Below are 23499 nucleotides of genomic sequence, written 5' to 3'. Positions count from 1 at the left end.
GGGAGCGCGCGCGGCAGCGGCGATGGGTCCGGACACCGGGCGCGGGTGTATCTGGCACCACCGGACCGGCGGCGGCCCAGCCCCCCTGCCAGGCGGAAACGGCTAACGGACCGGGAGGTGATATGCCACCGAGAAGCGGTCGGCCGGCACCACCACGTCGGCCGTCTCCACCGGCAGGCTCCCCGCCCGGTACGTCCGGGAGATGACCAGCACCGAGTGGCCCGCCAGCCCGCCCAGCACCCGGGCCTCGGCCGCCAGCGCGGGGCGGGCGCCGACCTCCTCCGCCACGTTGTCCACGACGATGTCGATCGCCGCCATCCGCTCCACCACCCCCCGCCCCGCCAGCGGGCCCTGCTCGGGCAGCATCACCGGCGTGCGGCCCGTCAGCCGCAGCGGCTCCCAGGACGTCGAGATCATCGCGGGCTCGCCGCCGACGCGGAACACATAACGCGTGCACATCACCGCCTCGCGGGGCTCGATCCGCAGCCGCTCGGCGATCGCCGGGCTCGCCTCCGCCTGCTCGCTGTCCCCCTCCCAGGTGCCGCGCACCCGCTCGTCCGCCTGCTCCTGCCGGAACGGCGAGCAGTCCCCCAGCGTCCGGTACCCGCTGCGGGAGATCGCGCGCCGCACGGGCTGCTCGCGGACATACGTGCCCGAGCCGGAGCGCCCCTCCACCAGCCCCTCGGCCATCAGCACCTTCCGCGCCTCCAGCGCGACCGTGTCGGACACCCCGTACTTGGCGCGAATACTCGCCTGCGAAGGAAGTCTGGTGTGCGGCGGCAGGGTGCCGTCGGCGATTTGCTGTCGAAGGTCTTCTGCGACTCGGAGATACGCGGGCTGCTCACCGAACGGCACTGCCCCTCCTGCATGTGTTGACAATCAGCAACAGCTTGACAACGGAGGGTGTCCGCCCGCAAGAGACGGCCAGAGTTTCACTCGAAGTGATGAGCGCTCATGAAAGGCCCCGCGGAGACGGTCCGGCGGCCCGGTAGATGTCGTCCAGCAGCCCCATCGTGACCACCGCGTCCGCCGCCGGCGTCAGCACCGGAGCGCCGTTCCGAACGGCCGCGGCGAACGCCCGCAACTGGTACGCGTAACTCCACTCCCCCGGCACCCGCTCCCGCCGCCGGCGGCCGTCCGACGTCACCGCGAGCCGGTGAAATACCTTCGCCACCGCGAAGTTGGTCACCCGCATCCCGCCCCGCTCCCTCACCACCCGCGCCCCGATCCGCAACGGCTTCGCCAACTCGCCAACTCGCCAACTCGCCAAAAGAACTCGGCACCCATCCTCGTGGGCGCGTTCAATGGGCGGATGCCCCTGCGGAAAACACGTCCCGACGAGTCGCCCCTCCTCCAGGACATCGAACGCGCCGCCGGCGAGCCGTTCCGCGCCCTCGGCATGGCCGAGATCGCCGACGACGAACCGCCGCCGCTCGCCGAGCTCGACCGCCACGCGCGCGCCGGCCTGTCCTGGGTGGCCACGGACGCCGCCGACCGCCCGGTGGCGTACCTCGTCGCCGAACCGGTGGACGGCGCCCTGCACATCGAGCAGGTCTCCGTGCACCCGGCGCACGCCCGCCGCGGCCTGGGCCGTTCGCTGATCGAGGAGGCCGCCGGCCACGCCGCGGCGGCCGGGCTGCCCGCGCTGACGCTGACCACGTTCGCCGAAATCCCGTGGAACGCGCCCTACTACCGCCGCTGCGGCTTCCTGGTGCTGGCCGAGGACGACATCACCCCCGGGCTGCGCGCGATCCGGCGCCACGAGGCCGCGATCGGCCTCGACCGGTGGCCGCGCGTGTGCATGCGGCGCCCGCTGTCCGGCGGCTGAACGGTCCGGGCCGTCCTTCCCGTTCGCCTGAGCGCCCGGGCCGTCGCCTGACACAATGTGCGCCCGAAGGGGCCCCCGCGCCCGAAGTGACGACAAGGACAGCGAGCCATCCATGAGCGCGTCAGGCGGAACCAGGGCGATCGTCGCCGCGTTGTGCGCCAACCTCGCCATCGCGGTGAGCAAGTTCACGGCCGCGGGCTTCAGCGGCTCGTCCTCCATGCTGGCCGAGGGCGTGCACTCACTGGCCGACTCCGGCAACCAGGCGCTGCTGCTGCTCGGCGGCAAGCGGGCCAAGCGCGCGGCGAGCGAGGAACACCCCTTCGGCTACGGCCGGGAGCGGTACATCTACGCCTTCATCGTCTCCATCGTGCTGTTCTCGGTGGGCGGCGTGTTCGCGCTGTACGAGGGCGTGGAGAAGATCCGCCACCCCCATGAGATCGAGCACTGGTACTGGCCGGTGGGCGTGCTGGTCTTCGCGATCATCGCCGAGACCATCTCGTTCCGCACGGCCATCAAGGAGTCCAACGAGGTCCGCGGCAAGCAGTCCTGGGGCCAGTTCGTCCGCACGGCCAAGGCCCCCGAGCTGCCGGTCGTGCTGCTGGAGGACCTGGGCGCGCTGATCGGCCTGATCCTGGCGCTCGTCGGCGTCTGCCTGGCGCTGGGCACCGGCGACGGCGTCTGGGACGGCATCGGCACCCTGTCCATCGGCGTCCTGCTGGTGCTCATCGCCATCGTGCTCGCCGTGGAGACCAAGTCGCTGCTGCTGGGCGAGGCCGGCAGCAAGGAGTCGGTCGCGAAGATCCGCGAGGCGATCGTGGACGACGAGGCCGTCACCCGCGTCATCCACATGAAGACCCTGCACCTGGGCCCCGAGGAGCTGCTGGTGGCCGCCAAGATCGCGGTCGCCCACGGGGCCGACGCCGCCACCGTCGCGGGCGCGATCGACGCCGCCGAGGCGCGCATCCGCGAGGCGGTGCCGATCGCGCGTGTCATCTACCTGGAGCCGGACATCTACCGTGAGACGCCGGCCAAGGCGTGAGCTAGGTCCTGTCCGGTCGGTCGATGGGGGTCCCCCCGGACGGAGTCTGGGGGAGGATCAGCCCTTGGCTCCCCCAGGCCCTCGGGGGCCTGGGAGGTACCCCCAGCAAGGCGCCGGATCGCCACTCGTACGCATGGGGGCACCTCCCAGCCGCCAGGCTGGGGGACGTACTTGGGCGATTCAGCTGGGGGCACCTCCCTGGGGGCACCTCCCAGCGTTAGCTGGGGGAGAAGTCTGGGGGAGCAGCGAGGTGCCGTGTGGGGGCACCTCCCAGCGTTAGCTGGGGGAGTCAAGGGCCCGGCAAGACCGGCCGGGCAGGGCCTAAGTGCCTGCGCGGTCCCCGGCCGGGTGCCGGGGCCGCGTCGTTCAGGCGCTCAGAACTGGAGCGCCCAGCCGTTCAGATGGCCCTCGTCGGCGTTCGCGTTGTCGGTCACCCGCAGGGTCCAGGTGCCGTCGGCCGACAGGCCGGTGCCGTTGAGCGTGTAGACCGCGTTCAGGTTGTCGGTGCTGCCGCCGGACTGGTCGTGCAGGACCCGCACCGTGCCGTTGGGCGCGATCAGCTCGATGGTGAGGTCACCGATCCAGGTGTGCACGATGTCGACCTCGACCTGGTAGGCGCCGTCCAGCACGCCCGCCCCGGTGACGTCGATCTCCGACTCCGAGGTCGTCAGATCACTGATGTCCACGTTCGTGACGTTCTCGAAGCGCGGGCCGTCCGGGGGCTCCGGCGCGCCGCCCTCGCCGCCGATGTGCAGCAGGGCGTTGGGGGTGTTGGAGGGCACGCCGCTGAGGCGGTTCCAGACGGCGGAGTCCACGAGCGCGGCCTCGACCTGGGCGGGGGTGGCCGCCGGGTTGTCGGCCAGGTAGAGCGCGGCGGCGCCCGCCACGTGCGGGGTGGCCATCGAGGTGCCCGAGATGGTGTTCTCGGCGCTGTCCCCGGTGCTCCAGGCGGAGGTGATGCCGGAGCCGGGGCCGAAGATGTCGACGACCGAACCGACGTTGGAAAAGCCGGAGATGGCGTCGGTGTTGGTGCTCGACGCGACGGTGATCGCCTCGTCGACGCGGGCCGGGGAGCTGGCGCTCGCGTCGTCGCCGTAGTCGTTGCCCGCGGCCACGGCGTAGGTGACGCCCGCCGCGATGGAGTTGCGCACGGCGGTGTCCAGCGCGGCGCTGGCGCCGCCGCCCAGGCTCATGTTGGCGACGGCCGGGCCGTCGGCGTCGCCGGTGACGAAGTCCACGCCCGCGACGACCGTTTCGATCGTTCCGGAGCCGGCGTTGTCGAGGACCTTCACGGCCACGATGTCGGCCGCCTTGGCCACCCCGTACGAGGCGCCGGCCACGGTGCCCGCGACGTGGGTGCCGTGCCCGTTGCCGTCGGAGCCGTTTCCGCCGAACGCGTCGAAGCCGAACGTGGCCCGGCCGCCGAAGTCCTCGTGGCTGAGGCGCACACCGGTGTCCACGATGTACGCGGTGACGCCCGCGCCCGCGTGCGAGGGGTAGGTGTAGCTGTCGTCGAGCGGCGGGTCCGCCTGGTCGATGCGGTCCAGGCCCCAGGAGGGCGGGTCCGTCTGGGTGTCGTTGATGCTGACGGTCTGGTTCTGCACGACCTGGGCGACGGCCGGGTCGGCGGCCAGCTCCAGGGCCTCCGACTCGGTCATCCGGGCGGCGAAGCCGTTCAGGGCGTGCTCGTAGACGCTCGTCACCTTCGCGTCGTGTCTGTCCGCGAGCGCTTCCCCGCGCTCCGAGTTCGCGGAGAACGCGCTGTCCTCCAGGATGACGATGTAGCTGCCCGCGATGGCGCCCTCGGCGCCGGCGTCGGCGATCACTCCCACTGCCTCATCGGCCCGGGCCTCGCCCGACACCGTCGCGCCGAGCCCGAGGGCCAGCAGCGCGGCGGTGGCCACGGTTGCGCTGGTCCTCGGACGGCCCGGCATTCGCATCACTGCCATGGAGGGTTCCTCCTCATAGGTGGTGCGCTCAAGCAGAACGCTCGGCAGAAAAGGAAGTCATGCCCATGACAATATGCTTTCATGTCCGTACGGCCATGTGCACGACACCCACTTGAATGGTCAGCTCCCGTAGAGGAATTGACAAGGACGCCTCCGGCGCCGACACATGGCGGCAATGCGCGGGAAGCATCGCCGACGCACCCCGACGCACCCCGGCGCGCACCGCGCCGCTGCTCCCGGGCGGTCGGAGGAGAACGGCGGACGGACCGACCGGGCAACGGAAATGTCATCGGCGGTCACACGGTGGCGCCGACCTGCCCGGACGGAACCGGGCGGCGACTGCATGCAACGGGCCGCCGGTTCCCCCGTGGCGCGGCGCCTTCCGCTTGAACGCGCCACCGTCCACATCCGCGAACGTCGTCAGCCGACCTCGGCGTACGGGCGCTCGCGGCGGGCCTCGGTGAGGGCCGTGGCCCACCACGCCAGTTCGTCGAGCATGACCTTGGCGGCGCCGGCCGGGCCCTCGGGCTCATTGAGCGTGCCGTCTTCGTCGAAGAGCAGGTAGTAGCGCGGGAAGGACACGTAGTTGCGGATGGTGTGCGCGTGCAGCTCGCCGAAGATCTGCTTGAGCTGCTCGATTGCCAGCACCGCGCCCGTCGCGCCGCTGTAGCCGACGAAACCGATCGGCTTGGCCTGCCACTCGGTGAAGTGCCAGTCGATGGCCGACTTGAGCGAGGCCGGGAAACTGCGGTTGTACTCCGGGGTGAGCACCACGTACGCGTCCGCCTCGCGGAGCCGGCGCGTCAGGTCGGCCATCTCGTCGGGGCGGGGCATGTCGGGCTCGACGGCCGGCGGCACGGGCGGCAGTTCCAGGGGCAGCGGGAAATCGGCCAGGTCGATGACATCGATGGTGAACGCGCTGTGGGCGCCGGCCTGTTCGGCGAACCAGCGGGCCACGACCGGGGCGAACCGGCCCTCCCGGACGCTGCCGACGATCACGGCGAGGCGGAGGGGCTGAGCGGACATGGTGTCTCCTGCTTGTGCGACTTGAGGGTGGAAACCGGTGGCCGTCGCGGCCACACCCTCAACCTGCCGCCCCGCCGCCGGGCCAGGAAGACCGGCCCGAGACTGGTAGTGCCACGGCCACCCTCCGCGCGACGGCCCCTGCTACGTTCGAGGGGTGAGCACGCACGACAACGAACTGGGCCTGTTCCTGCGCAGCCGCCGGGAGTCCGTGACCCCGGCCGAGGTGGGGCTGCCCGCCGGCACGCGCCGGCGCACGCCCGGGCTGCGCCGGTCGGAGCTGGCCACACTCGCCGGGGTCAGCGTCGAGTACGTCACACGGCTGGAACAGGGCCGCGACCGCCACCCGTCGGCCGGCGTGCTGTCCACGCTCGCCGATGTGCTCCGGCTGACCTTGAACGAGCGCGTTCATGTCTACCGCCTCGCCAAGGCGGCCGACGGCTTCAGTTGCATGGGGAGCAGCGCTCCGCCGCCGGAGCGCACCGTGCGCCCCTCGGTGCGGAGCATCCTCGCCCGCCTGGAGCCCGCCCCGGCCGTCGTGCTCAACCGGCTCAGCGAGGTGCTCGCCCACACCGACGGGTACACGCGGCTGGCCGCCCCGCTCGGCCTGCTGGACGGCGAGCCGCCCAGCCTGGCCCGTTTCGTCTTCACCGACGAGCGCGCCCGGGAGGTCTACCCGGACTGGGACCACGTCGCCAACGAGCAGGTCGCCGCGCTCAAGGACGGGCCGTTCCGGCGCGACCAGCACGTGGCCGCGCTCGCCGACGAGCTGTCCCTCACGGCCGGCGCGGAGTTCACCGGGCGGGTGGCCTCCGTGCCCGGCCTGCCCCGGCCGAACGGCGTCACCCGGCTGCGGCACCCGGAGGCGGGCGAACTGCGCCTGGCCTACGAGACGTTGGACCTCACCTCGGACGACCAGCGCATCGTGGTCCAGCTCCCGGCCGACGACGCCACCGCCGCCGCCCTGGACCGCCTCACCATGCCGGCGCGCGCCCTGCGCGCCGTCGCCCCCTGAGGCACCCCGGTCGGCTCAGGCCGGCGCCGGGAACCCGAAGCGCACGCCGGTCAGTTCCTCCGACACCTCCCACAGCCGGTGGCCGGTCTCGGCGTCGGTCACGGCGGGGCCGGCGGTCACCCGCGTCGGTCCGCCGCGCAGCTCGCCCATGCCGTCCGGCCCGATGAACTCCCCGGCCGCCGCCGGGGTGTCGAGGCGGACGTTCTTCCGGTACTTCGCGTCCAAGGAGGACGTGGTCGTCCAGTTCCTGGGCGACCTGGGCGCCGGGATGCACGCGGGGCTGTGCGACCGCCCGGCCGGGGAGCGCCCCTCACTGGCGCTGCGGCACGCGGTCTCGGTGCCCCTCGCCGCCTGCGGCGATCAGTCCGAACGGGCCCTGAGCGTCGTTCAGTTGATCCTGCGCACCCCCGCCCTGCGCGCCCGCTTCCTGGAGCGTCAGGCGCAGTGGCGCGACGGCCTGGCGACGGAGCTGGCGCGCCGCCTGGAGCTCGGCGCCGAGACGGATCTTTCTCCGCAGCTCGCCGCCGGGATGGCGCTCACCGCCTTCGACGCGGTGCTGCGGCGGTGGAGCGGCAGCGACGGCGCCGAGGACCCCGCCGCGCTGATCGAGGACGCCTTCGCCGTGATCACCCCGGCGCTGGACGCGTCGCCCGCAGCGCGCTGACAACGGCGCGCGCTGGGCAGCACTTGACCCGGGAAGTGAGCGGCGTTCCGACGTGCCCCCGGTTCCGCTATCCGCACATCCCGCTGCCCCGGGGGTTTCAAGGTCCTGCGCTCCGAACTGTCCGAGGCCGTCGCTGAGTTGAGGAGCCTGGGCGGTCGGCGGACCGCGCCCGGCGACGAGCGGTTCGACACCCTGGCCGCCCGCCGACGTCGCCTGCCCTGCCGGCCACGCCCGAGGACGCGATCGGCGCCCCCTGACGCGGAGACGTCCGCCCGCGCGGGGGAGTTCATCCGCACGACGCCCGTCGTATGCCGGCGCTGGTTAGCGTCGCCGCGATCATTCCGGAACAGGAAAGGGGCGATTCCAGTGGCATCGCGCAGATCGGTCCTTGGCGGGGCCCTGGGAGTGTCCAGCCTGGTCGTGCTGCCGGGCACGGCGGCGGCGAGCCGGGGCGGAGGCGGCTTCGCCGACCCGTTCACGCTCGGCGTGGCCTCCGGCGACCCCCTGCCGGACAGCGTCGTGCTGTGGACGCGGCTGGCCCCGGACCCGCTGGACCCGGGCTCGATGCCCAGCCGCGCGGTGCCGGTGGGGTGGCAGCTCGCGCACGACGAGTCGTTCCGCCGCGTCGCCGCCGCGGGCACCGCGTGGGCCAGGCCCGAACTGGGCCACAGCGTGCACGTCGAGCCGCGCGGTCTCGACCCGGACCGCTGGTACTTCTTCCGCTTCCGCGCCGGCGGGCACCTCAGCCCGGTGGGCCGCACCCGCACCGCGCCGGCCCCCTGGGCGGCGCGCCCGCTGCGGATGGCCGCCACGAGCTGCCAGTCCTACACCGACGGCTACTACACCGCCTACCGGCACCTGGCCGAGGAGGACGTCGACCTGGTCGCGTTCCTCGGCGACTGGATCTACGAGGACCCCGACTCCTGGTTCACCCGCGGCGTGGTCCGGCCGCACGGCGACTTCGAGCCGATGACCCTGGAGGAGTACCGGCACCGCCACGCCACCTACCGGCTCGACCCGGACCTCCAACTCGCCTCGGCGCGCTTCCCGTTCCTGCCCACCTGGGACGACCACGAGGTCGTCAACAACTGGGCCGGCATGCTGGAGCCGCCCGGCCGGCCCAACCCCACCCCGGACTTCGCCGCCCGCCGCGCCGCCGCGTTCCAGGCGTACTACGAACACCTCCCGCTGCGCCGGGCGCAGATCCCCGCCGGGCCCGACGCCCTGATGTACCGGGGACTGCGCTGGGGCCGCACCGCCGACCTGTTCCTGCTGGACACCCGCCAGTACCGGGACGACCAGGCGTGCGGCGACTTCAACAAGCCCGTGTGCGACGAGTGGGACGATCCCGACCGGTCCATGCTCGGCCCCGCGCAGGAGCGCTGGCTGCTGAACAAGCTCGCCACCTCCACCGCCACCTGGAAGGCGATTCCCCAGCAAGTCCCCATGGGCCAGTGGGAGCTGGACAACGACCCGGCCGTCCGCCGCCGTTCGATGGACACCTGGGACGGCTACCCGGCCGCCCGCCAGCGCATCCTGGAGTTCATCGCCGAGCGCGACATCGACAACGTCGCGGTGCTGTCCGGCGACGTACACTGGCACATGGCCCACGACCTCACCCTGAACATGGAGGACCCCGACGCGGCGCCGGTCGCCGCCGACTTCGTGTGCACCTCCATCACCTCCGGCCGCGACGGCGGCGACAGCCCGTCCGGCACCCTGGCCTCCAACCCCCACCTGCGCTACTCCCTCAACCGGCGCGGCTACCTGCGCTGCGACATCGACCGCGAGACCTGGCTGACGAGCTACCGCGTCGTGCCCTACGTCACCACCCCCGGCGCGCCGCTGGAGACCCGAGCCCGCCTCGCCCTGGAGGCCGGCCGCCCCGGGCTCCAACAGGCCTGACCGGCGGCCTCCTCAACCGCGGGCGTCGAGGAACCACTCACGGAAGAACACGGGCGCGCGGCGGTCCCGGCGCAGGGCGTACAGGCCCCCCTCGTTCACGAGGTGGTCGCTCCACATTCGCCCGGCGAGGGGGCCGCTGACGACCAGCCAGACCGCGTCGCCGCAGCCCAGCGAGTGCAGGCACAGCGCGCCACAGGTCAGGTCGCCGACCGGATCCCCGCCGTAGGGCGGCTCGTCGTTGTCCCACTTGACCAGCTCGGCCAGGTACGCCTCCTCGCTCGGGAAGTCCGCGCGGCGCGGCTCGTCGTCGGGCAGCGCGTCGACCTCCCGCGCCGGGAACTCCTCGGCCAGCCGGGACAGCCTGGTGCGGGTGCCGATGTCGTCCCAGCCCCACCGGCCGGCGTCGTCCCGCACCAGCGGGGCGAGGCCGGGGGCCGGCATGCCACCGGGGATTCCCGCCGCTACCTCCAGCAGAAAACGCCGGTACTCCCCCGGCAGCCGAACCCCCAACTGCTCCTCGGCCGCGGCGAGTTCGGCGGCGAGCAGCGGCCTGGGCAGCCAGAGGTCGGACGCCAGGGCGGCGCGCCACAGCCGTTCCCGCCACCCGGGCCACAAGGGCGGCCCGTCCGCGTGGCCGGTCCCCGACCGGCGCACCTTCGACCAGGGGTCGAGCCACTGGGCCTGCTGCTCGGGCGTCGAACGGCGCAGCCGCGCCAACTGCCCGCTCAGCCCGGCGGCTTCGGCGCGCCACCGGCGGGCGGCGGCCTCGAACCCCTCCTGGCTGGGCGCGACGTCCTTGCGCGCCCACTCGTGCTCCCGCCGCTTCCCCTCCCACTCGCGAATCTCCCGGGGCCACCACGCGGCGGCGGCCAAGTCCCGGTAGAGTCCGTCGAGTTCGTTCCACGCCTCGACGAACTCCGCCACGTACTGCCCCAGCTCGGTCATGCCTCCAGCATGCCCGGCCGCGCGGAGCCCGTGGCAGACTCTTCGCGCCAACTGCAACGCGGGCGCGGGCGTTGCCGCGCTCCGGGAACAACGCGGGGGAAACGATGACGGTTCGCGCCGCGACGCGCGAGGACTCGGCGGACGTCTACCGCCTGCTCCGCGACTTCGTCACGAGCCATCGGCCCGACCGGGCGGCCTTCGACCACGGCACGTTTCCCCGCGCCCTGACGGCCGCCGCGGACGGCCGGGCCGAGTTCCTGGTCGCCGAGCTGAACGGCGCCGTGGCCGGCTACCTGCTGGCTGCCCGGCTGCCGACCCTCTTCGCGGGCGGGACCGTTCTCAGCGTGCTGGAGCTGACCGTCGACGAGCGCCACCGGGGCCACGGCCTGGGTTCGCTCCTGGTCCGCGCCGCCCTCGCCAGGGCCGGGCGGGCCGGCGATGTGGAGGTGACAGTCCCCACTCGGCGGGCAGCCGCGTTCTACAGCCGCCTGGGGTTCACCGAGACGGCCACCTACCTCAAGTCCCCCGTCGCGAGGTAGCGCGCTACGGCCGGCTCGGCGGACAGCTCGCGCATCCTCTCCACCGCGGTCCGCGTGTCCCGGAACGCGGAGATCAGCGAGACGGCCACCTGGTCCGCGCCGGCCTCCTCGTTCGCCGCGATCTCGGCCGCCGCGTCGCCGACCGGCTGGCCGTCGGCCCACACCGTCCGGTTCGCCAGGCCGATCGGGCGTTCCGTGAGGGACTTCAGGCGGGCGGCGCGTTCGGCGAACCGCTCCGGGGTGAGGCCGACGGCCTGCCACCAGTCGGCGACCGCGGCCGCGCGGCGCAGCGCGGCGTCGGTGACGCCGCCCACGAGCAGCGGCACGGGCCGGCCGGGGACCGGGGCGAAGACCCCGCCGCCGAAGCCGTAGTAGGGGTCGTCGAACGGCGCGCCGCCGGTCGTGTGGAGGTGGCGGATCAGCCGGAGGGCCGAGGTGGTGCGGGCGCCCCGGGTCGCGAAGTCACCGCCGGTGGCGTCGAATTCGTGGCGCTCCCAGCCGGCGCCGACGCCGAGGACGAAGCGCCCGCCCGAGAGCCGCGCGAGGGTCGCGGACTGCTTGGCGACGACGAAGGGATTGCGCAGCGGCAGCACGAGCACGGAGGTGCCGAGCACCAGGCGCGTGGTGGCACCGGCGAGGTGCGCGAGCGTGACGAGGGCATCGTCGACGCCGCCGTAGACCGGGCCGTACGGGGCCGGGGGCAGCAGGTGGTCGGGCAGCCAGACGCCGCCGTAGCCCAGGTTCTCGGCCTCCCGGGCGAGCACGGCGAGGCTGTGCGGATCGGCGTCCGGCAGCACCACGTGAAGTTCCATGGCACCGGAGCCTAGACACTGACACCGGTGTGAGAGTCAAGCCTTCAAGGCGGCGTGGCCGACCACCTGGTGTACGGGTGTACGATCAAGCCCGTTCGTGTTCGTTCATGAAAAGCGAAGAGACGGGAGGTGAGTTGATGACCGCGCTCAGGGCCACCGTGCGCAGCGCCCCGGTCTCCCTCACGTCCCGGGTCGTGGCCTGACCCAGCACTGTCCGCCCTCGCCGGGAGCGTGAGCTCGCGAGGCGTCCGACACGAACATCACTCCGAAACGGATCTTCCTTCGTCATGAGCAACTCCTGGATCACGCGCGCCGAGACCGGCGCCGACATCCCGGCCATCCGCGAGATCAACCTGGCCGCCTTTCCCACCGCGCTGGAGGCCGACCTCGTCGACGCCCTGCGCGCCGACCCGGCCGCGTGGATCGAGGGCCTGTCCCTCGTCGCCGGCGACGCGAACGGCCACCTCGTCGGCCACGCGCTGCTGACCCGCTGCCACATCGGCGACACCCCGGCCCTGTGCCTGGGCCCGGTCGCCGTGCGGCCCGAGCAGCAGAAGACGGGCGCCGGCTCCGCCGCCGTCCGCGCCGCTTTGAAGGCGGCGAAGGACGCGGGTGAGCGCCACGTCGTCGTCCTGGGGCACCCGGCCTACTATCCCCGGTTCGGCTTCACCCGCGCCTCCGCCCACGGCATCGGCGTGACCATCGACGTCCCGGACGACGCCCTGATGGCCATCGCCCTCGACGCCGCCCACCCGCTGCCCGGCGGAACGGTCCGCTACGCGGCGCCGTTCGGCATCTGACCCGTGCCACGCCGTGCGGGGGCGCCTCGGCGCCCCCCCACGGCCCCTGGGAACGGTGGGCCGCCAGGGCTTTCTCAAGCGGCTGCGTGGACCCACCGTCCGGTGGTCAGGCGGCGGGCCGGGTCGTGTGGTCGCCGTGCAGGACGACGTTGTCCAGTTCCAGGCCGCGCCCGGTGGAGTACAGGGCGACCGCCGGGCCCTCCCCCGCGTACGCGTTGTCCAGGGTCAGGCCGGCCAGGGTGACCTGGTCGGCCAGGACGGAGAGCGTCGCGCTGCCCGCCGCGCCGTTCAACCCGCCGTAGAACTTGGCCTGTTCGGCGCCCATGTCATAGGTGAGGACGACATCCGCGGGATCGCCCGTGGCGCCCCGGACCGTCACCCCGGACGCGGCCGGCCAGGCGTGGACCTGCTCGCGGTAGACGCCCGGCTCCACCTCGATCGTCACCGGGCCGCCGGGGTTCGCGGCGACGGCGCCGAGCGCCGCCCGGACGCTGGCGTAGTCGCCGTCCCCGTCGAGCGAGACCGTGACCGTGCCCCGCAGCCGCTCGGGCGCGTAGCCCGCCGGGCCCGCGTGGTCACCCACGATCCCGGGCACGGCCCGGGCCGGGTCGGCGGTGTAGTCGTAGAACGCCTCGGGCGCGAACGCCTCGCCCGCCTCGTCGGCGCGTCCCCAGGTGCCCCGCAGGACGTTGCCGCGCTGGACCAGTTCGGCGCCGGGGTCCTTGACGACCAGCGGGTCCTGGCCGGTGGCGTAGTAGTTGCGCTCGGCGACGACCCGCGCGGCGCCGCGGCTCATCGTTCCGTACTGGCCGAAGTTCTCGAAGTAGTTGTTGAACAGGTGGGCGGCCTCGGTGTTGTCGATGCTCGGATTGCGCTGGTAGGTGTTGCGGAACCAGTTGTGGTGGACGGTGATCTTGGTGATCACGTTGGCCGTCCAGCCGATGCCGAGCGTCTTGTTGTGGTCGGCGAAGACGTTCCAGGAGAGTGTCACGTAGTCGCTGTCCCTGCGCACGTCCACCAGGCCGTCCCCGGCGCGCAGGAAGGCGCAGTGGTCGACCCACACGTGGTGCGAGGTGTCCAGCCGGATGGCGTCGTTGTCGTTCTCCGGGGTCTTGCCGTCCCAGTCGCCGGGGATGTAGGAGTCGCGGAACGTCAGGTTGCGGATGATCACGTTGGCCACCTGGTCGAGGTGGAAACCGCCGCCCACGATCGTCGCGTCCCGTCCGAGACCGATGATCGTCTTGTCCGGAGCGACGCGGATCATGTCGCCGAAGGGCTCGACTTCGATCGTTCCGGCGACCTGAATGACATACGGCTCGTCCGCCTGGGCGTAGTGGACCAGGCCCGCCATGTCGCGCACGGTGACGCTGGGGCCGCCGGCGCCGCCCGTCGTGCCGTCCTGGCCGGCCGCGTCGAGTGACGCGAAGCCCACCGGGGCGTCGGACCAGATCGCGCCCGGCGGGGCGGCAGCGGGTGCCGCCGAGGCACCGGCCGAGGCGGTCAGGGCGAACAGGACCAGCACCGCCGCCAACAGCCGCGGGACGGTGAGCGATCGACGGAATCTCATGGCTTACCTCCGCGCCGAGGCCGCAGGCGGCGTCTGATCGAAAATTTCGCTAGCAATACCGACATCTTCGCGCGGCAGACTGTAGAAGCACCGTTCAAGACCGTCAAGAGCCCTTGCAGACACGGGAGAACGGGCAGCGAAAATGTCGAAGCCGGTCAGCCGCTGAATCCATTGACGGCCTCTTTTCCGCTCAGTATCTTCCGGGCAGTCATTGATGGAAGCGCTCCCACAGGCCCCTGCCGATCCACCTCGGCGCGAGCCGCCCGCCACCTCCGCCACGGCCCTCCCCGCCCGGCTTCACGGCATGTGAATGAAAGGATTCATTGTCATGCTCCCGCCACTTTCACAGGCCCGGAACGGACCGCCCGGCCGCCCACCCTCGCGCCGGGCCCGGCAGGCGCTCGCCACCTGCCTCCTCCTCGCGCTGAGCCTTCTCCCCGGTGCCGCCCCGGCCGGCGCCGAACCGTCGGCGGCGGCCATGCCGTCGCCCGGCGGCGTCTACCAGTTCGTCGCGGCCCACAGCGGCCGGTGCGTCGACGTACCCGGGGCCTCCGGGGCGAATGGCGCGCACGGCAACACAAGGGCGCATTCCTCACGGCGGATCCGAGTTGAGCACGGCATCGCCCACCTCAAGAACTGGCGGGCTCTCGCCCGCCACCTGGGCCACCGCCGGCACACGAGCGACACCGTCCGGACCGCAGCCGGCCTCCTGTCCCATCAGCGGACTGCGGACCGGAGCTCGACTCGTCAACGGTGAACACCGAACGCCAGGGAAGTCCCGACGTCTCACCGCCTACCGTGCACGAGCTCGTTAGCCCGAACCGCCCAAGAGGACGAGCATCCGGCGGGCCTGGGCCTGATCGTGGGGGGCGCCGACCTCGGCCGCGAGCTGGTAGGCGGCGCGCTCACCTTCGGTGTCCATCCGCCTGCTCAGCAGCAGCGCGAGGTTCACGGCGGCCTTGCCGCTGAACATCGGCTGGCGCAATTCGGCCGCGTCCCGGTACGCCTGCTCGGCCCCGGCCCGGTCCCCATTCTCCTCCAGGAGCGTCGCCAGGTTGAACAGCCCACCCGCGGCGATCAGCGGGACCTGGTCCTGGGCCGCCGTGCGCAGGGCGGTGATGCCGCCGTCCAGGTCGCTGAGGTGTCGCGCGAGCATGACCCCGAGGTTCACCGCCGCCATCGTTCCGGCCAGGTCACCGTCCCGCGCCTGGCGGAGCACGATGAGAGCACGGTCACGCTCGCCGCGGTCGATCAGGATCATGGCCAGGTCGACCGCCGCCATCGCGCCGAATCTGCGGTGCCCGGACGCCATGGCCCGGTTGAGGACCTCCACGGCCGCGTCCTGGTCGCCACCCATCATCAGCGCCGAGCCCAGGAGGGTTAGCCCCTCGGCGGCGACGTCGGCGACCGGTGACCCGGCCGCGAAATCGAACGCCTCTATGGCTCCCTGCAGATCATTCGCCGCGGCCCATATCCTGCCCCGCCCGAGCGCCGCAAGCCCGACGACTTCCTCCAGCGTGGCAGGTGCCGTCCGGGCAACGATGCCGTAGTCGGCCATCACCTGGAGGTTACGTGCCGCCACCTCCGCCACTCGGCCGGTGCCGTGCTCGGCCGCATAACGCAACGCCGCCTCGGATGCCTCGATGTCGTCGTCCACCAGCGCCACGCCGATCTGCAGCGCCGCCTGCGGGCCGAGTTCCGGCTCACCGCCCTCGACAATCCGCGAGTACCAGTCGACGGCCTCCGCGGTGTTGCCCACGGCGAGCATCTCGTCGGCGTACTGTGCGATGGTCTCGGTATTTTCCGGGGTCCCGGGCTTGTCCGCCGCGAGTGTGAGCGTGAGCAGAAAGAGCCCACTGTCCACACTGGGCATCGGAATCCTGCCGACCTTCCGTGGCACCACTTATTTCTGGCCCCTCAGTCCTTGATCGTGATCTCTCCAGCAGACAGCGTGCGGCGAAGCAGAGGAGGATCTTACGAATGACTCCGGAACGAACCTACAAAGAAAGGTAATGATACGTATGACATCGCTCGATCTGGTTGCCGCGACGCGTTTGCTGCAACACTGGGGGCCGACGCGGCCGGGGACCGATCTGCCCGCGTACCGGTGCGTGCCGGTCAGCGGTCAGGCGCTGCAACCGACGGAGCGGATGTGGGATGTGCCGCCGTCGCTGGCGGAGGTCGCCCAATGCGGCGGATTTCCGGAGACGTCCACCGAGGACGGACCGTCGGGGCACCGGTATCCCGTGGCCGTCGAGACGGTGAACCACGCGATCGTCGTGCCAGAGCGGCTGGGCCACTCATGGACGAGTGCGCGTCCGGCGGAAGAGGTGGCCGAGGAGATCGAACGGCTGCTGACCGGTGCGCTCGCCCCGGGCCTGGATGCGAGGGTGCTGGACGAACAGGCCCGGGAGCTGATCACCGTATTGGCAGCGGAACTGGCCGGTGGCCACTGGGACCTGGTCCGCGTCGGTGTCGCTGCCCAGCCCGGCGGCGCACCACTTGACGATGAACTGCATCTGCTCGTCCGATCCCACCTCGGGGACACGCTGCGACTGTCCATAGCCGCTGCGCCTTCCGCCGCATCTCTCGGCGGGTCGCACGCGGGCGCGGACCAGCGGGCGGAGCTGGCCGTCCGCGCCGAGTGCGCCGCGGAGTTGCTCGGCAAGTTCGTGTGGCTGAACAACAACGCGCGCATGCAGGTCGAGGTGCAGATCGCGCCGCACGGCCTCGAGCTCGACCCCGCCGACCCCGACAACACGGTCCACGCGTGGTGGCGGAAATCCGACCACTGGGCACGACTGGTGGACGACGAATGGTGGGAAGAGGACGAGCCGCTCCGTCGACTGGACGAAAAAACCCTCGCCGAGTTCCTGGCCGCCTTCGAGGAACACAACGTGTCGATGGCCAGAAGCGGCGCATGGGCCAGGGGGGAGGTCGACGACTACGACATCGACGGCGACCCCCAGCCACGTTTCCCGGGTGACCGGCTCGTGGCCCTCCTCGGCCGGGACGTGTTCGACACAACCGCGGCGCAGGTGGCGGGCGCCCCCGGCGACGGCCAGCCGGCGGTGTACGGGATCGGCCTGCCATTCGAGATATCGGACGAGGACTACGGCTTTTACGGCTGCGTGTTGCTGGTCGGCCCCGAACGCACGGGCATCATCACCATCGACGCGATGGCCTGACGACCTGCCGCGCGGGCAGCGCCCGGAGTACCGCCTCCGCCCAGTGGGTGCTGCCCGACCTCGTACCCACTCTGCGTGCCTGAACGGAAAATTCCCCAGGTTCCGGGGGGAACTTTCGTTCAGGAACTCAGCATTCGGAACTACTCGTCCAGAGCGCCCGGTACCTCTCGTCCATGCCCGCGATGCGCTCGGCTCGTCGGCCCATGAGATAGACCTTGGTGTGCGTGCGCTGCACTTCGTGCAGGACCTTGAAGCCTTCCGTCTCGTGACACCTCACCAGTTCGGGGAAGAGGCAGCCACGGCGAACCCACGTGCGCCCCTCCCATGCTGCCCGGTCCACCACCCACAGACCCATCACGGTTCCCGGCTTCTTGTCGCGGTAAGCGGGGTCGGTCACCGTCGAGTACAAGTAATGAGCCGATTCGTTCAACTCCTCTTCCGTCCAGCCCCATGGGGGCGTCTGGTCCTGAACGGTGGTGCACCCGATGATTCGCCCGTCGTCCTCTGCGAGGACCCACACGTCACCATCGGGATTCTCCGCCTGCCGCGCGAGTTCGGCCGCCCTCTCCCGCCAGCTCGGAAGCCCGCGTCCCTCCAGCCAGTTGGAGCGAGCGAGGATCATTTCCTCAACCGCGGGGATGTCATCGGCCGTGGCCGAGCGCATGGCGAACACGGTATCTCCCGTTGGCTGGAAGAGATCATACGAACGCTTGGGCGGCGAAGTGCGGGTCCAGAACCTCGAGCAACTGCGCCTCTCCGGGGACACACGCGAACGCCCCCCTCACCGGCGAGAGCGGCGTCGTCCTTCCAGGGGTGCGCCGGACGCCGCCTTGGCAGCAGACGCACAGGGTGAGGATCGGACCGGTCGGGGTCGCCATCACGCGCGGTCTCAGATCGCGGGCGATCCGACCCCGGAGCAGGTGTTGAGTTCTCCGGTCTCCTGGTGCATCGGCGTCGGCCGGCCGACGTCCACGCCCACGTAGCTACCGCAGATGGGGCGTTGGCCTCACAGCGGCCGGACCTATCTGCATCATTCATACCTCCTGTGGTAGGTCGAACTCCTGGCCCGGGGTCTGTCCGGGACGCATGGCGTGCACGAACGGCGCGAACGCGCGCGCCGGAGTGGAACTCGACGCCGAAGCCCGGCGTGCTCCCGGGCTGTTCCCGGTCCGAGTAGGCGTAGGCGCGCACCACCTCAGGGTTGCCCGCGTTGGTGACGAGCGCGACGAGGTACTGCTCGATGATGGCCACCTTGATACGGTCGGCGCCGAGTTCGGGGACAGCCACCGGATCGGGCGCCGCGCCCTCGACCGGCTGCTCCGGCTCGTCGGGCCGATCGCCCTCACGGGGCTGGGTGGTGATCGCGTGCCACACCTCCGCGCCCGACGCCAACCGCACCTTTACACCGCAGGGCCGCTTGGTGCCGTCCGGCCATGGTTCGGCGTTCAGGCCGGCGCGGCGGTACGTCTCGATGGCGAAGTCGCGGAACCTCTGCGGGCGCATCTGCTGTCTCCTCGGGTCGGGTGCGGCGGCAGCCTATGAAGACGCGAACGAGCGACCCGCGCGTCTGCCAGGAACCCCGGGGCTACTCCGGGTCTCGCACCTCCTCGGCCTGGCGGCTGAGGCCACGGTCCGCGTAGCCGGTCCCGCATCCTCGGGCCACCACGAGGCCGAGGTCGCTGCTCCCGAATCGCATGTCGTGGTCCGGGTCACCGGTACCTGCGGTGGGCAAGTCGGGGGTCGATCAGACGCGCTGCCCACAGCACGGTGGTCGGCCCCATGGTCAGGATCTCGCCGGTGGCGAAGTGGAGGCGTTTGCGGCCGGGGGCGAGGGTGACCATGTCGCTGACGGTGAACGACGCGCCACCGATCATCAGTTGGTCCCCGCGCCGGACCGTTCCGGAATCGACTTCCAGCGAGACGGGGACGCGGGAGGGCGCCCGGTGGGCGGCTATGCGGTGCACAGGGTGAAAAGTCAACGGTGACGCTCTCGTAGGTGTGGGTGGTGGTTACCGGCGTGGGGGGCAGGCGGGGGCGCAGGCGCGCAGCGTGCAGCCGCGCACGACGGCCAACTCCCGGGCACCCTCGCCGAGTTGGTCGCCGAGCCAGCGGGCGCACAGGGCGCAGTCCGCCCCGGCCCACTGGCGGCTGGTCAGCCGCTCGTCGAGATCCAGTCCCATCAGCACGAGCGGCAGCCGCTCCGGCGGCGCCGGACACAGATGCCGCGCGCCCCGGGGAAACAGGCGGTGGCAGCCGTCGCACGGGACGAACGGCTCGGCCGGGGGCAGCAGTTCACGCACGCCGCGCCCCACGGGGCGGGAAGGTAGCGCGCAGCGCGCCGAACAGCGCGCCGGGATCGGTGAGGCAGGTCTTTGTCGGCCGGATCAGCCACCGCATGGACGGGCCGCAACGCCAGGACGCGGGCGGCACCGCGAGGGACCGGCCCGCGCCGAGAACGGCGACCCCGGGCACCCGCTCCTCCCAGCCGACAGCCGCCCCGGGCCTCACCAGCCACGACAGCATCTCGGCCACCTGGTCCTGGACCACCGGCCCGGAACGCTCGCCCAGGCGGGATACGACGCGCACGCCGACGAACGTCGGCAACTGCACCGCGTCCCACCACCTGCCGCACGGCAGCAGTTCCACACCATCGGTGGGCATCCAGGGTTGGGCGTCCGTTGTCGCCATGTGTCGGCTCCCATGACGGTTCCTGTGCTGACCGTCACAGAGTGCCTTGGGAAAACGGCCATGGCGTTGACAAGCTGTCATTGCCAACGCCCGGGAAACCGTTGACCGTGCGCGATGACCGTGTTACACGCCGCTCCACTGGGCGTATTCCCGTAGCTGCTCGCCCGCCTTGGCTCGCGCCCGTAGCAGTGTCCCCACTGTCTCGTGAACGTGCGGGTGGTACCTGGTCAGCTGCGGGGCCACCTTCCGCGCCTTCCTCAGCGACCTCAACGCCTCGTCGTGATGTGCCGTCCAGACCTCGGCCCGCGCCCGGCGGATCAAGAAGTGAGCCTTCAGGGTCGGCGGGCAGTGATCCGGCAGCCGCATCTCCGAGGCTCGTGCCAACGCCGCGCCGTGGTCGTCCCGGTCGTTCTCCGCGCCCATCTGGGCCAGTGCCACTCCGAACGGGCCGAACATGAGGGCGTGGTGATACACATCACCGATCTGCTCGGCCAACTCGGCAGCCTGGCCCAGCCAGTTCTCCGCACCGCTCGCGTCTTCTTGCTGCAACGCCAGGCTCGCGGCTCTCAGGTACAGCGCGCCGCGGACAGCGCGCGTGCCCGTCCGGCCATCGTCGTCCAGGTCACGGAGCGCCACCCGCATGAGCGCGACGCCGCGATCCGACCGCGCGCTTTGCGCGTGAGTCATGGCCGAGCGCTCGAACCTCTCGATCGCGACTTGGACCGGATCGCCTGAGTGCGGCGCTGCCATTGCCATACGCGACAGGGCGAGGCGGGCGAGGTCAAGGAAACCGAGCCGATAGGCCATGATGGCGGCGGTGCGGGCGAGTTCCGCCTGGAGGCGGTGTGCCTGCTCGCGTCGGGCGCCGACGGGCGCGGTCAACGCCGCAGCCGCGGCCTCGACGATGAGTGACGGCAAGCCCTGCGCGATCTCTGCGAACCGTGTCTGGAGCCGCAGGGAGACTGTGGTTCGCACGTCGGCAGCGATGTCCTCCAGGCTGCGTGGGGGGCCATCGTCAGGAGGGATGTCCCAGGCGTCCAGCGCGCTGCTGATCGGCGTGAGCAGTGCGTCAAGCTGGTCTTGCTGGAGCATGTGGATGTAGGGCTGACCGTGGAGAACGGAGACGGTCACTCCTAGGGCTCGGGCCACGGACGCCTCCATGGCCGGGCTGATGGACCGGCTTCCGTTTTCGATCCGAGACAGCTGGCTGGGTGAGGCGTGGGCGCGGCGGCCGAGTTCGGTGAGAGAGAAGCCGCGGATGGTGCGGAATTGCTGAATCCTCGCGCCAATGCCCCCTGTGGGCGTGCGGGTTTCGTCGGGCATACTGACTCCCGTGTTCTGATCGTGACAGTCAGAACGTACCCCCGGTTACTGCCGGGGAACAGCGAACGGCCTCACCGTGGTGGGGCCGTTGTGCTGTCCGGGCATGACGAATCGCCCCCGGCTTTGACCGGCTACGAGGCGTTCCCCTCGCGCAGCACCGCCACGCCGTACGGCGGGAGGCGCAGTCGGCCGGTGACGGGGGCGGGGGTGTCGTCGGCCAGGAGGTCGACGGGGTGGGACAGGGCGGCCGGGGACAGGTCGATGGTCGCCTCCCGGGCCGTGTGGTTGAGCAGGAAGAGGTGGCCGGACCGGCGGGCTGCCTCCACGCCGTCCGGGGTGGCGAGTACGGGTGCGGCCCCGGCCAGCCCCGCGCAGTCCAGGACGAGCCGCCGCATGGTCTCCCGGTCGGGTGAGGTGCCGAGGTAGGTGGCGGTGCCCGCGCCGAAACGGTGCCTGGTGGCGGCGGGTTGCCCCGCGTACTCGCCGTCGGCGTAGGTGGCCAGTGGCTCGGCGCCGTCGAGCAGGATGATGTCCTGCCAGTCGGTGGCGGTGCCGGTGTGTCCGGCGTGGTTCACACTGAGGGTCACGTCCGGCTGGAGCGGGTTGAACTCCTCGACCATGATGCCGAGCAGGTCGCGGAACGCGCCGGGGTAACCGCCCGGCCGCACCCGGTCGTGCTCGTCGACGATGCCGGAGAAGTAGGACATCAGCAGGTGGCCGCCGTCGCGCACATAGGCGGTGAGATTGGCGGCGCCGGCGTCGTCCACCAGGAACAGGTTGGGGACGACGACCAGGCGATAGGCGCTCAGGTCGGCGTGCGGGTGGGCGAAGTCGACGGGGATGTTGGCGTGCCACAGCGGCCGGTAGTGATCCAGGATCCTGGCCTTGAAGTCCACGTCGCCGGAGGGGAGATCGGGGGCCTCCAGCGCCCACCAGGAGTCCCAGTCCCACACGACGGCCACCTCGGCGGGGTCACAGGCCCCGCCTGTCAGGTCGCCCAGCCTGCGGACGTCCCGGCCCAGGGCGGTCACCTCGCGCCAGGTCCGGGTGCGGGTGCCGCCGTGCGGCACCATCGCGGAGTGGAACCGCTCGGCGCCGGCCCGGGAGGCGCGCCACTGGAAGAACATCACGGAATCCGAGCCACGGGCCACCGCCTGCAGCGACCGGGCGCGCAACTGACCCGGCGGGCGCGCGGAGTTGCGGCCCCCGGTGAGGTTGTTGCCGGTGGCCGACTCCAGCATCAGCCAGGGCTTGCCGCCCCGCAGCGAACGCATCAGGTCGAAGTTGCAGGCGGACAGAAGCTGGCCCTCCGGGTCCCAGGGCCGGGGGTAGATGTCGAGGGAGACGACGTCCTCCTCGGCGGCCCAGCGCCAGTAGTCCAGGTGCTTGAACGACCCCATGAAGTTGGTGGTGACCGGCACGTGGGGGGTGTGGCGGCGGACGATGTCGCGTTCGGCGGCGAAGCACTCCAGGCTCGCGGCGTGGGAGAACCGCTGGAAGTCCAGCAGTTGCCCGGGGTTGGGGCCGGAGATCAGCCGGGAGCGGGGGGCGGGGGTGCCGATGTGGTCGAACGAGTCGTAGCGCTGGCCCCAGAACGCGGTGCCCCACGCGTCGTTGAGCGCCTCGACGGTGCCGTGGCGGTCGGCGAGCCAGCGCCGGAAGTGGGCGACCGAGGCCGGGCAGTGGCAGCCGAACCCGACGTACTCGTTGCCGATGTGCCACATGGCCAGCGCCGGATGGCCGGCGTAGCGCTCGGCCAGCCGTTCGGTGATGCGGGCGGCGTGGTAACGGAAGACGGGTGAGGAGGCGCAGTAGTGGACGCGGGCGCCGAACGCGATCTGGCGGCCCTCGCCGTCCACCGGCAGGGTCTCGGGGTGCTCGTGGGCGAGCCAGGAGGGCGGCGCGGCGGTGGGCGTGGCCAGATCGACGCCGATCTCCGCCTCGGCCAGCAGGTCCATGACCTCGTCCAGCCATCCGAAGTCGAAGACGCCGGGCCTCGGTTCCAGCAGGCCCCAGGAGAACACGCCCACGGTGACCAGGTTCACCCCGGCCTCGCGCATCAGGCGGATGTCCTCCCGCCAGACGTCGGCCGGCCACTGCTCGGGGTTGTAGTCACCGCCGTAGGCGAGGCCGCGCAGCCGCTGCCGCAGGCCGGCCAGCCGGTCGTCGTGGTGCATCAGGACTCCCTGCGAGTCGGAACGAGGAGGGACGTGA

21 protein-coding genes and 2 pseudogenes are annotated in these 23499 nt (G+C 71.7%); 8 read left to right on the top strand and 15 right to left on the bottom strand.

Annotated features, from left to right (window positions below):
* Window positions 1-102 precede the first annotated feature (102 nt).
* Both RM590_RS07525 and RM590_RS07520 read right to left on the bottom strand, forming a co-directional pair.
* Window positions 103-855, bottom strand: coding sequence for a GntR family transcriptional regulator (locus RM590_RS07525; RefSeq protein WP_311703607.1), 753 nt, complete (start codon window positions 853-855; stop codon window positions 103-105).
* 97 nt (window positions 856-952) lie between these two features.
* On the bottom strand, window positions 953-1195 hold the full coding sequence (locus tag RM590_RS07520; protein WP_311703606.1) for a hypothetical protein: 243 nt from the start codon (window positions 1193-1195) through the stop codon (window positions 953-955).
* 117 nt (window positions 1196-1312) lie between these two features.
* Between RM590_RS07520 and RM590_RS07515 the strand changes: the two genes are divergently transcribed.
* Together RM590_RS07515 and RM590_RS07510 are read left to right on the top strand one after the other, a co-directional pair.
* On the top strand, window positions 1313-1828 hold the full coding sequence (locus RM590_RS07515) for a GNAT family N-acetyltransferase (RefSeq protein WP_311703605.1): 516 nt from the start codon (window positions 1313-1315) through the stop codon (window positions 1826-1828).
* 112 nt (window positions 1829-1940) lie between these two features.
* Complete coding sequence (locus RM590_RS07510) at window positions 1941-2867, top strand: cation diffusion facilitator family transporter (protein ID WP_311703604.1); 927 nt, start codon at window positions 1941-1943, stop codon at window positions 2865-2867.
* A gap of 374 nt (window positions 2868-3241) precedes the next feature.
* Here the strand turns inward: RM590_RS07510 and RM590_RS07505 are convergent, their stop codons facing one another.
* Both RM590_RS07505 and RM590_RS07500 read right to left on the bottom strand, forming a co-directional pair.
* Window positions 3242-4816: a S8 family peptidase gene (locus tag RM590_RS07505; protein ID WP_311703603.1), complete on the bottom strand. Its 1575-nt coding sequence runs from the start codon at window positions 4814-4816 to the stop codon at window positions 3242-3244.
* A 420-nt stretch (window positions 4817-5236) separates the two neighbouring features.
* On the bottom strand, window positions 5237-5842 hold the full coding sequence (locus RM590_RS07500; RefSeq protein WP_311703602.1) for an NADPH-dependent FMN reductase: 606 nt from the start codon (window positions 5840-5842) through the stop codon (window positions 5237-5239).
* Between the two features lie 154 nt (window positions 5843-5996).
* Between RM590_RS07500 and RM590_RS07495 the strand changes: the two genes are divergently transcribed.
* On the top strand, window positions 5997-6854 hold the full coding sequence (locus tag RM590_RS07495) for a helix-turn-helix domain-containing protein (RefSeq protein WP_311703601.1): 858 nt from the start codon (window positions 5997-5999) through the stop codon (window positions 6852-6854).
* Window positions 6855-6869: 15 nt separating this feature from the next.
* On the opposite strand, the pseudogene RM590_RS07490 reads toward RM590_RS07495, so the two are convergent.
* Window positions 6870-7037, bottom strand: a pseudogene (locus RM590_RS07490) (short-chain dehydrogenase); the annotation flags it as partial.
* Between RM590_RS07490 and RM590_RS07485 the strand changes: the two are divergent.
* Together RM590_RS07485 and RM590_RS07480 are read left to right on the top strand one after the other, a co-directional pair.
* A pseudogene (locus RM590_RS07485) lies at window positions 7030-7518 on the top strand (acyl-CoA-like ligand-binding transcription factor); the annotation flags it as partial. The pseudogenes RM590_RS07490 and RM590_RS07485 sit on opposite strands and share 8 nt — an antisense overlap.
* A gap of 366 nt (window positions 7519-7884) precedes the next feature.
* Complete coding sequence (locus RM590_RS07480) at window positions 7885-9423, top strand: alkaline phosphatase D family protein (RefSeq protein WP_311703599.1); 1539 nt, start codon at window positions 7885-7887, stop codon at window positions 9421-9423.
* A 12-nt stretch (window positions 9424-9435) separates the two neighbouring features.
* On the opposite strand, the gene RM590_RS07475 is transcribed toward RM590_RS07480, so the two are convergent.
* Window positions 9436-10368 carry an SMI1/KNR4 family protein gene (locus RM590_RS07475; protein ID WP_311703598.1) on the bottom strand — a complete coding sequence of 311 codons (933 nt, stop codon included), beginning with the start codon at window positions 10366-10368 and terminating at the stop codon, window positions 9436-9438.
* 71 nt (window positions 10369-10439) lie between these two features.
* Between RM590_RS07475 and RM590_RS07470 the strand changes: the two genes are divergently transcribed.
* Window positions 10440-10907 carry a GNAT family N-acetyltransferase gene (locus tag RM590_RS07470; protein ID WP_311703597.1) on the top strand — a complete coding sequence of 156 codons (468 nt, stop codon included), beginning with the start codon at window positions 10440-10442 and terminating at the stop codon, window positions 10905-10907.
* Here RM590_RS07470 and RM590_RS07465 read toward each other — a convergent pair.
* The gene (locus RM590_RS07465; RefSeq protein WP_311703596.1) at window positions 10880-11719 is read right to left on the bottom strand and encodes a TIGR03619 family F420-dependent LLM class oxidoreductase; all 840 of its coding nucleotides are present in this window, start codon (window positions 11717-11719) and stop codon (window positions 10880-10882) included. The two genes, RM590_RS07470 and RM590_RS07465, sit on opposite strands and share 28 nt — an antisense overlap.
* Before the next feature lie 287 nt (window positions 11720-12006).
* Here RM590_RS07465 and RM590_RS07460 point away from each other — a divergent pair, with 287 nt between their 5' ends.
* Complete coding sequence (locus RM590_RS07460; RefSeq protein ID WP_311703595.1) at window positions 12007-12519, top strand: GNAT family N-acetyltransferase; 513 nt, start codon at window positions 12007-12009, stop codon at window positions 12517-12519.
* 106 nt (window positions 12520-12625) lie between these two features.
* Here the strand turns inward: RM590_RS07460 and RM590_RS07455 are convergent, their stop codons facing one another.
* Both RM590_RS07455 and RM590_RS07450 read right to left on the bottom strand, forming a co-directional pair.
* Window positions 12626-14086 carry a pectate lyase family protein gene (locus tag RM590_RS07455; RefSeq protein ID WP_311703594.1) on the bottom strand — a complete coding sequence of 487 codons (1461 nt, stop codon included), beginning with the start codon at window positions 14084-14086 and terminating at the stop codon, window positions 12626-12628.
* An 811-nt stretch (window positions 14087-14897) separates the two neighbouring features.
* A complete protein-coding gene (locus RM590_RS07450; protein WP_311703593.1) occupies window positions 14898-15959 on the bottom strand; it encodes a tetratricopeptide repeat protein in 1062 nt (353 codons plus the stop codon).
* Between the two features lie 148 nt (window positions 15960-16107).
* Between RM590_RS07450 and RM590_RS07445 the strand changes: the two genes are divergently transcribed.
* Window positions 16108-17274 carry a hypothetical protein gene (locus tag RM590_RS07445; RefSeq protein ID WP_311703592.1) on the top strand — a complete coding sequence of 389 codons (1167 nt, stop codon included), beginning with the start codon at window positions 16108-16110 and terminating at the stop codon, window positions 17272-17274.
* 127 nt (window positions 17275-17401) lie between these two features.
* Here RM590_RS07445 and RM590_RS07440 read toward each other — a convergent pair whose 3' ends face one another.
* The 6 genes from RM590_RS07440 to RM590_RS07415 form a co-directional block, all read right to left on the bottom strand.
* The gene (locus RM590_RS07440; protein WP_311703591.1) at window positions 17402-17938 is read right to left on the bottom strand and encodes a GNAT family N-acetyltransferase; all 537 of its coding nucleotides are present in this window, start codon (window positions 17936-17938) and stop codon (window positions 17402-17404) included.
* Window positions 17939-18983: 1045 nt separating this feature from the next.
* On the bottom strand, window positions 18984-19253 hold the full coding sequence (locus tag RM590_RS07435) for a hypothetical protein (protein ID WP_311703590.1): 270 nt from the start codon (window positions 19251-19253) through the stop codon (window positions 18984-18986).
* A gap of 30 nt (window positions 19254-19283) precedes the next feature.
* On the bottom strand, window positions 19284-19574 hold the full coding sequence (locus RM590_RS07430) for a hypothetical protein (protein WP_311703589.1): 291 nt from the start codon (window positions 19572-19574) through the stop codon (window positions 19284-19286).
* Window positions 19567-19962, bottom strand: coding sequence for a hypothetical protein (locus tag RM590_RS07425; protein WP_311703588.1), 396 nt, complete (start codon window positions 19960-19962; stop codon window positions 19567-19569). The genes RM590_RS07430 and RM590_RS07425 overlap by 8 nt, the downstream gene beginning before the upstream one ends.
* A gap of 123 nt (window positions 19963-20085) precedes the next feature.
* Window positions 20086-21285 (bottom strand): helix-turn-helix domain-containing protein, encoded by a 1200-nt coding sequence (locus tag RM590_RS07420; RefSeq protein WP_311703587.1) that lies wholly within the window; start codon window positions 21283-21285, stop codon window positions 20086-20088.
* A 131-nt stretch (window positions 21286-21416) separates the two neighbouring features.
* On the bottom strand, window positions 21417-23462 hold the full coding sequence (locus RM590_RS07415; RefSeq protein WP_311703586.1) for a beta-galactosidase: 2046 nt from the start codon (window positions 23460-23462) through the stop codon (window positions 21417-21419).
* Window positions 23463-23499: the final 37 nt, after the last annotated feature.

The sequence above is a fragment of the Streptomyces litchfieldiae genome (assembly GCF_031845365.1).
Classification (GTDB): Bacteria; Actinomycetota; Actinomycetes; order Streptomycetales; family Streptomycetaceae; genus Streptomyces; species Streptomyces litchfieldiae.
The sequence above is the reverse complement of the archived record's forward strand: the minus strand, read 5'-3'. Positions and strand labels throughout refer to the sequence as shown.

Coding starts and splice junctions, on each gene's coding strand:
- RM590_RS07520 (WP_311703606.1), bottom strand. CDS start 1,195: ATGCGGGTGACCAACTTCGCGGTGGCGAAGGTATTTCACCGGCTCGCG.
- RM590_RS07515 (WP_311703605.1), top strand. CDS start 1,313: ATGCCCCTGCGGAAAACACGTCCCGACGAGTCGCCCCTCCTCCAGGAC.
- RM590_RS07510 (WP_311703604.1), top strand. CDS start 1,941: ATGAGCGCGTCAGGCGGAACCAGGGCGATCGTCGCCGCGTTGTGCGCC.
- RM590_RS07505 (WP_311703603.1), bottom strand. CDS start 4,816: ATGGCAGTGATGCGAATGCCGGGCCGTCCGAGGACCAGCGCAACCGTG.
- RM590_RS07500 (WP_311703602.1), bottom strand. CDS start 5,842: ATGTCCGCTCAGCCCCTCCGCCTCGCCGTGATCGTCGGCAGCGTCCGG.
- RM590_RS07475 (WP_311703598.1), bottom strand. CDS start 10,368: ATGACCGAGCTGGGGCAGTACGTGGCGGAGTTCGTCGAGGCGTGGAAC.
- RM590_RS07465 (WP_311703596.1), bottom strand. CDS start 11,719: ATGGAACTTCACGTGGTGCTGCCGGACGCCGATCCGCACAGCCTCGCC.
- RM590_RS07460 (WP_311703595.1), top strand. CDS start 12,007: ATGAGCAACTCCTGGATCACGCGCGCCGAGACCGGCGCCGACATCCCG.
- RM590_RS07455 (WP_311703594.1), bottom strand. CDS start 14,086: ATGAGATTCCGTCGATCGCTCACCGTCCCGCGGCTGTTGGCGGCGGTG.
- RM590_RS07450 (WP_311703593.1), bottom strand. CDS start 15,959: ATGCCCAGTGTGGACAGTGGGCTCTTTCTGCTCACGCTCACACTCGCG.
- RM590_RS07445 (WP_311703592.1), top strand. CDS start 16,108: ATGACATCGCTCGATCTGGTTGCCGCGACGCGTTTGCTGCAACACTGG.
- RM590_RS07440 (WP_311703591.1), bottom strand. CDS start 17,938: ATGCGCTCGGCCACGGCCGATGACATCCCCGCGGTTGAGGAAATGATC.
- RM590_RS07425 (WP_311703588.1), bottom strand. CDS start 19,962: ATGGCGACAACGGACGCCCAACCCTGGATGCCCACCGATGGTGTGGAA.
- RM590_RS07420 (WP_311703587.1), bottom strand. CDS start 21,285: ATGCCCGACGAAACCCGCACGCCCACAGGGGGCATTGGCGCGAGGATT.
- RM590_RS07415 (WP_311703586.1), bottom strand. CDS start 23,462: ATGCACCACGACGACCGGCTGGCCGGCCTGCGGCAGCGGCTGCGCGGC.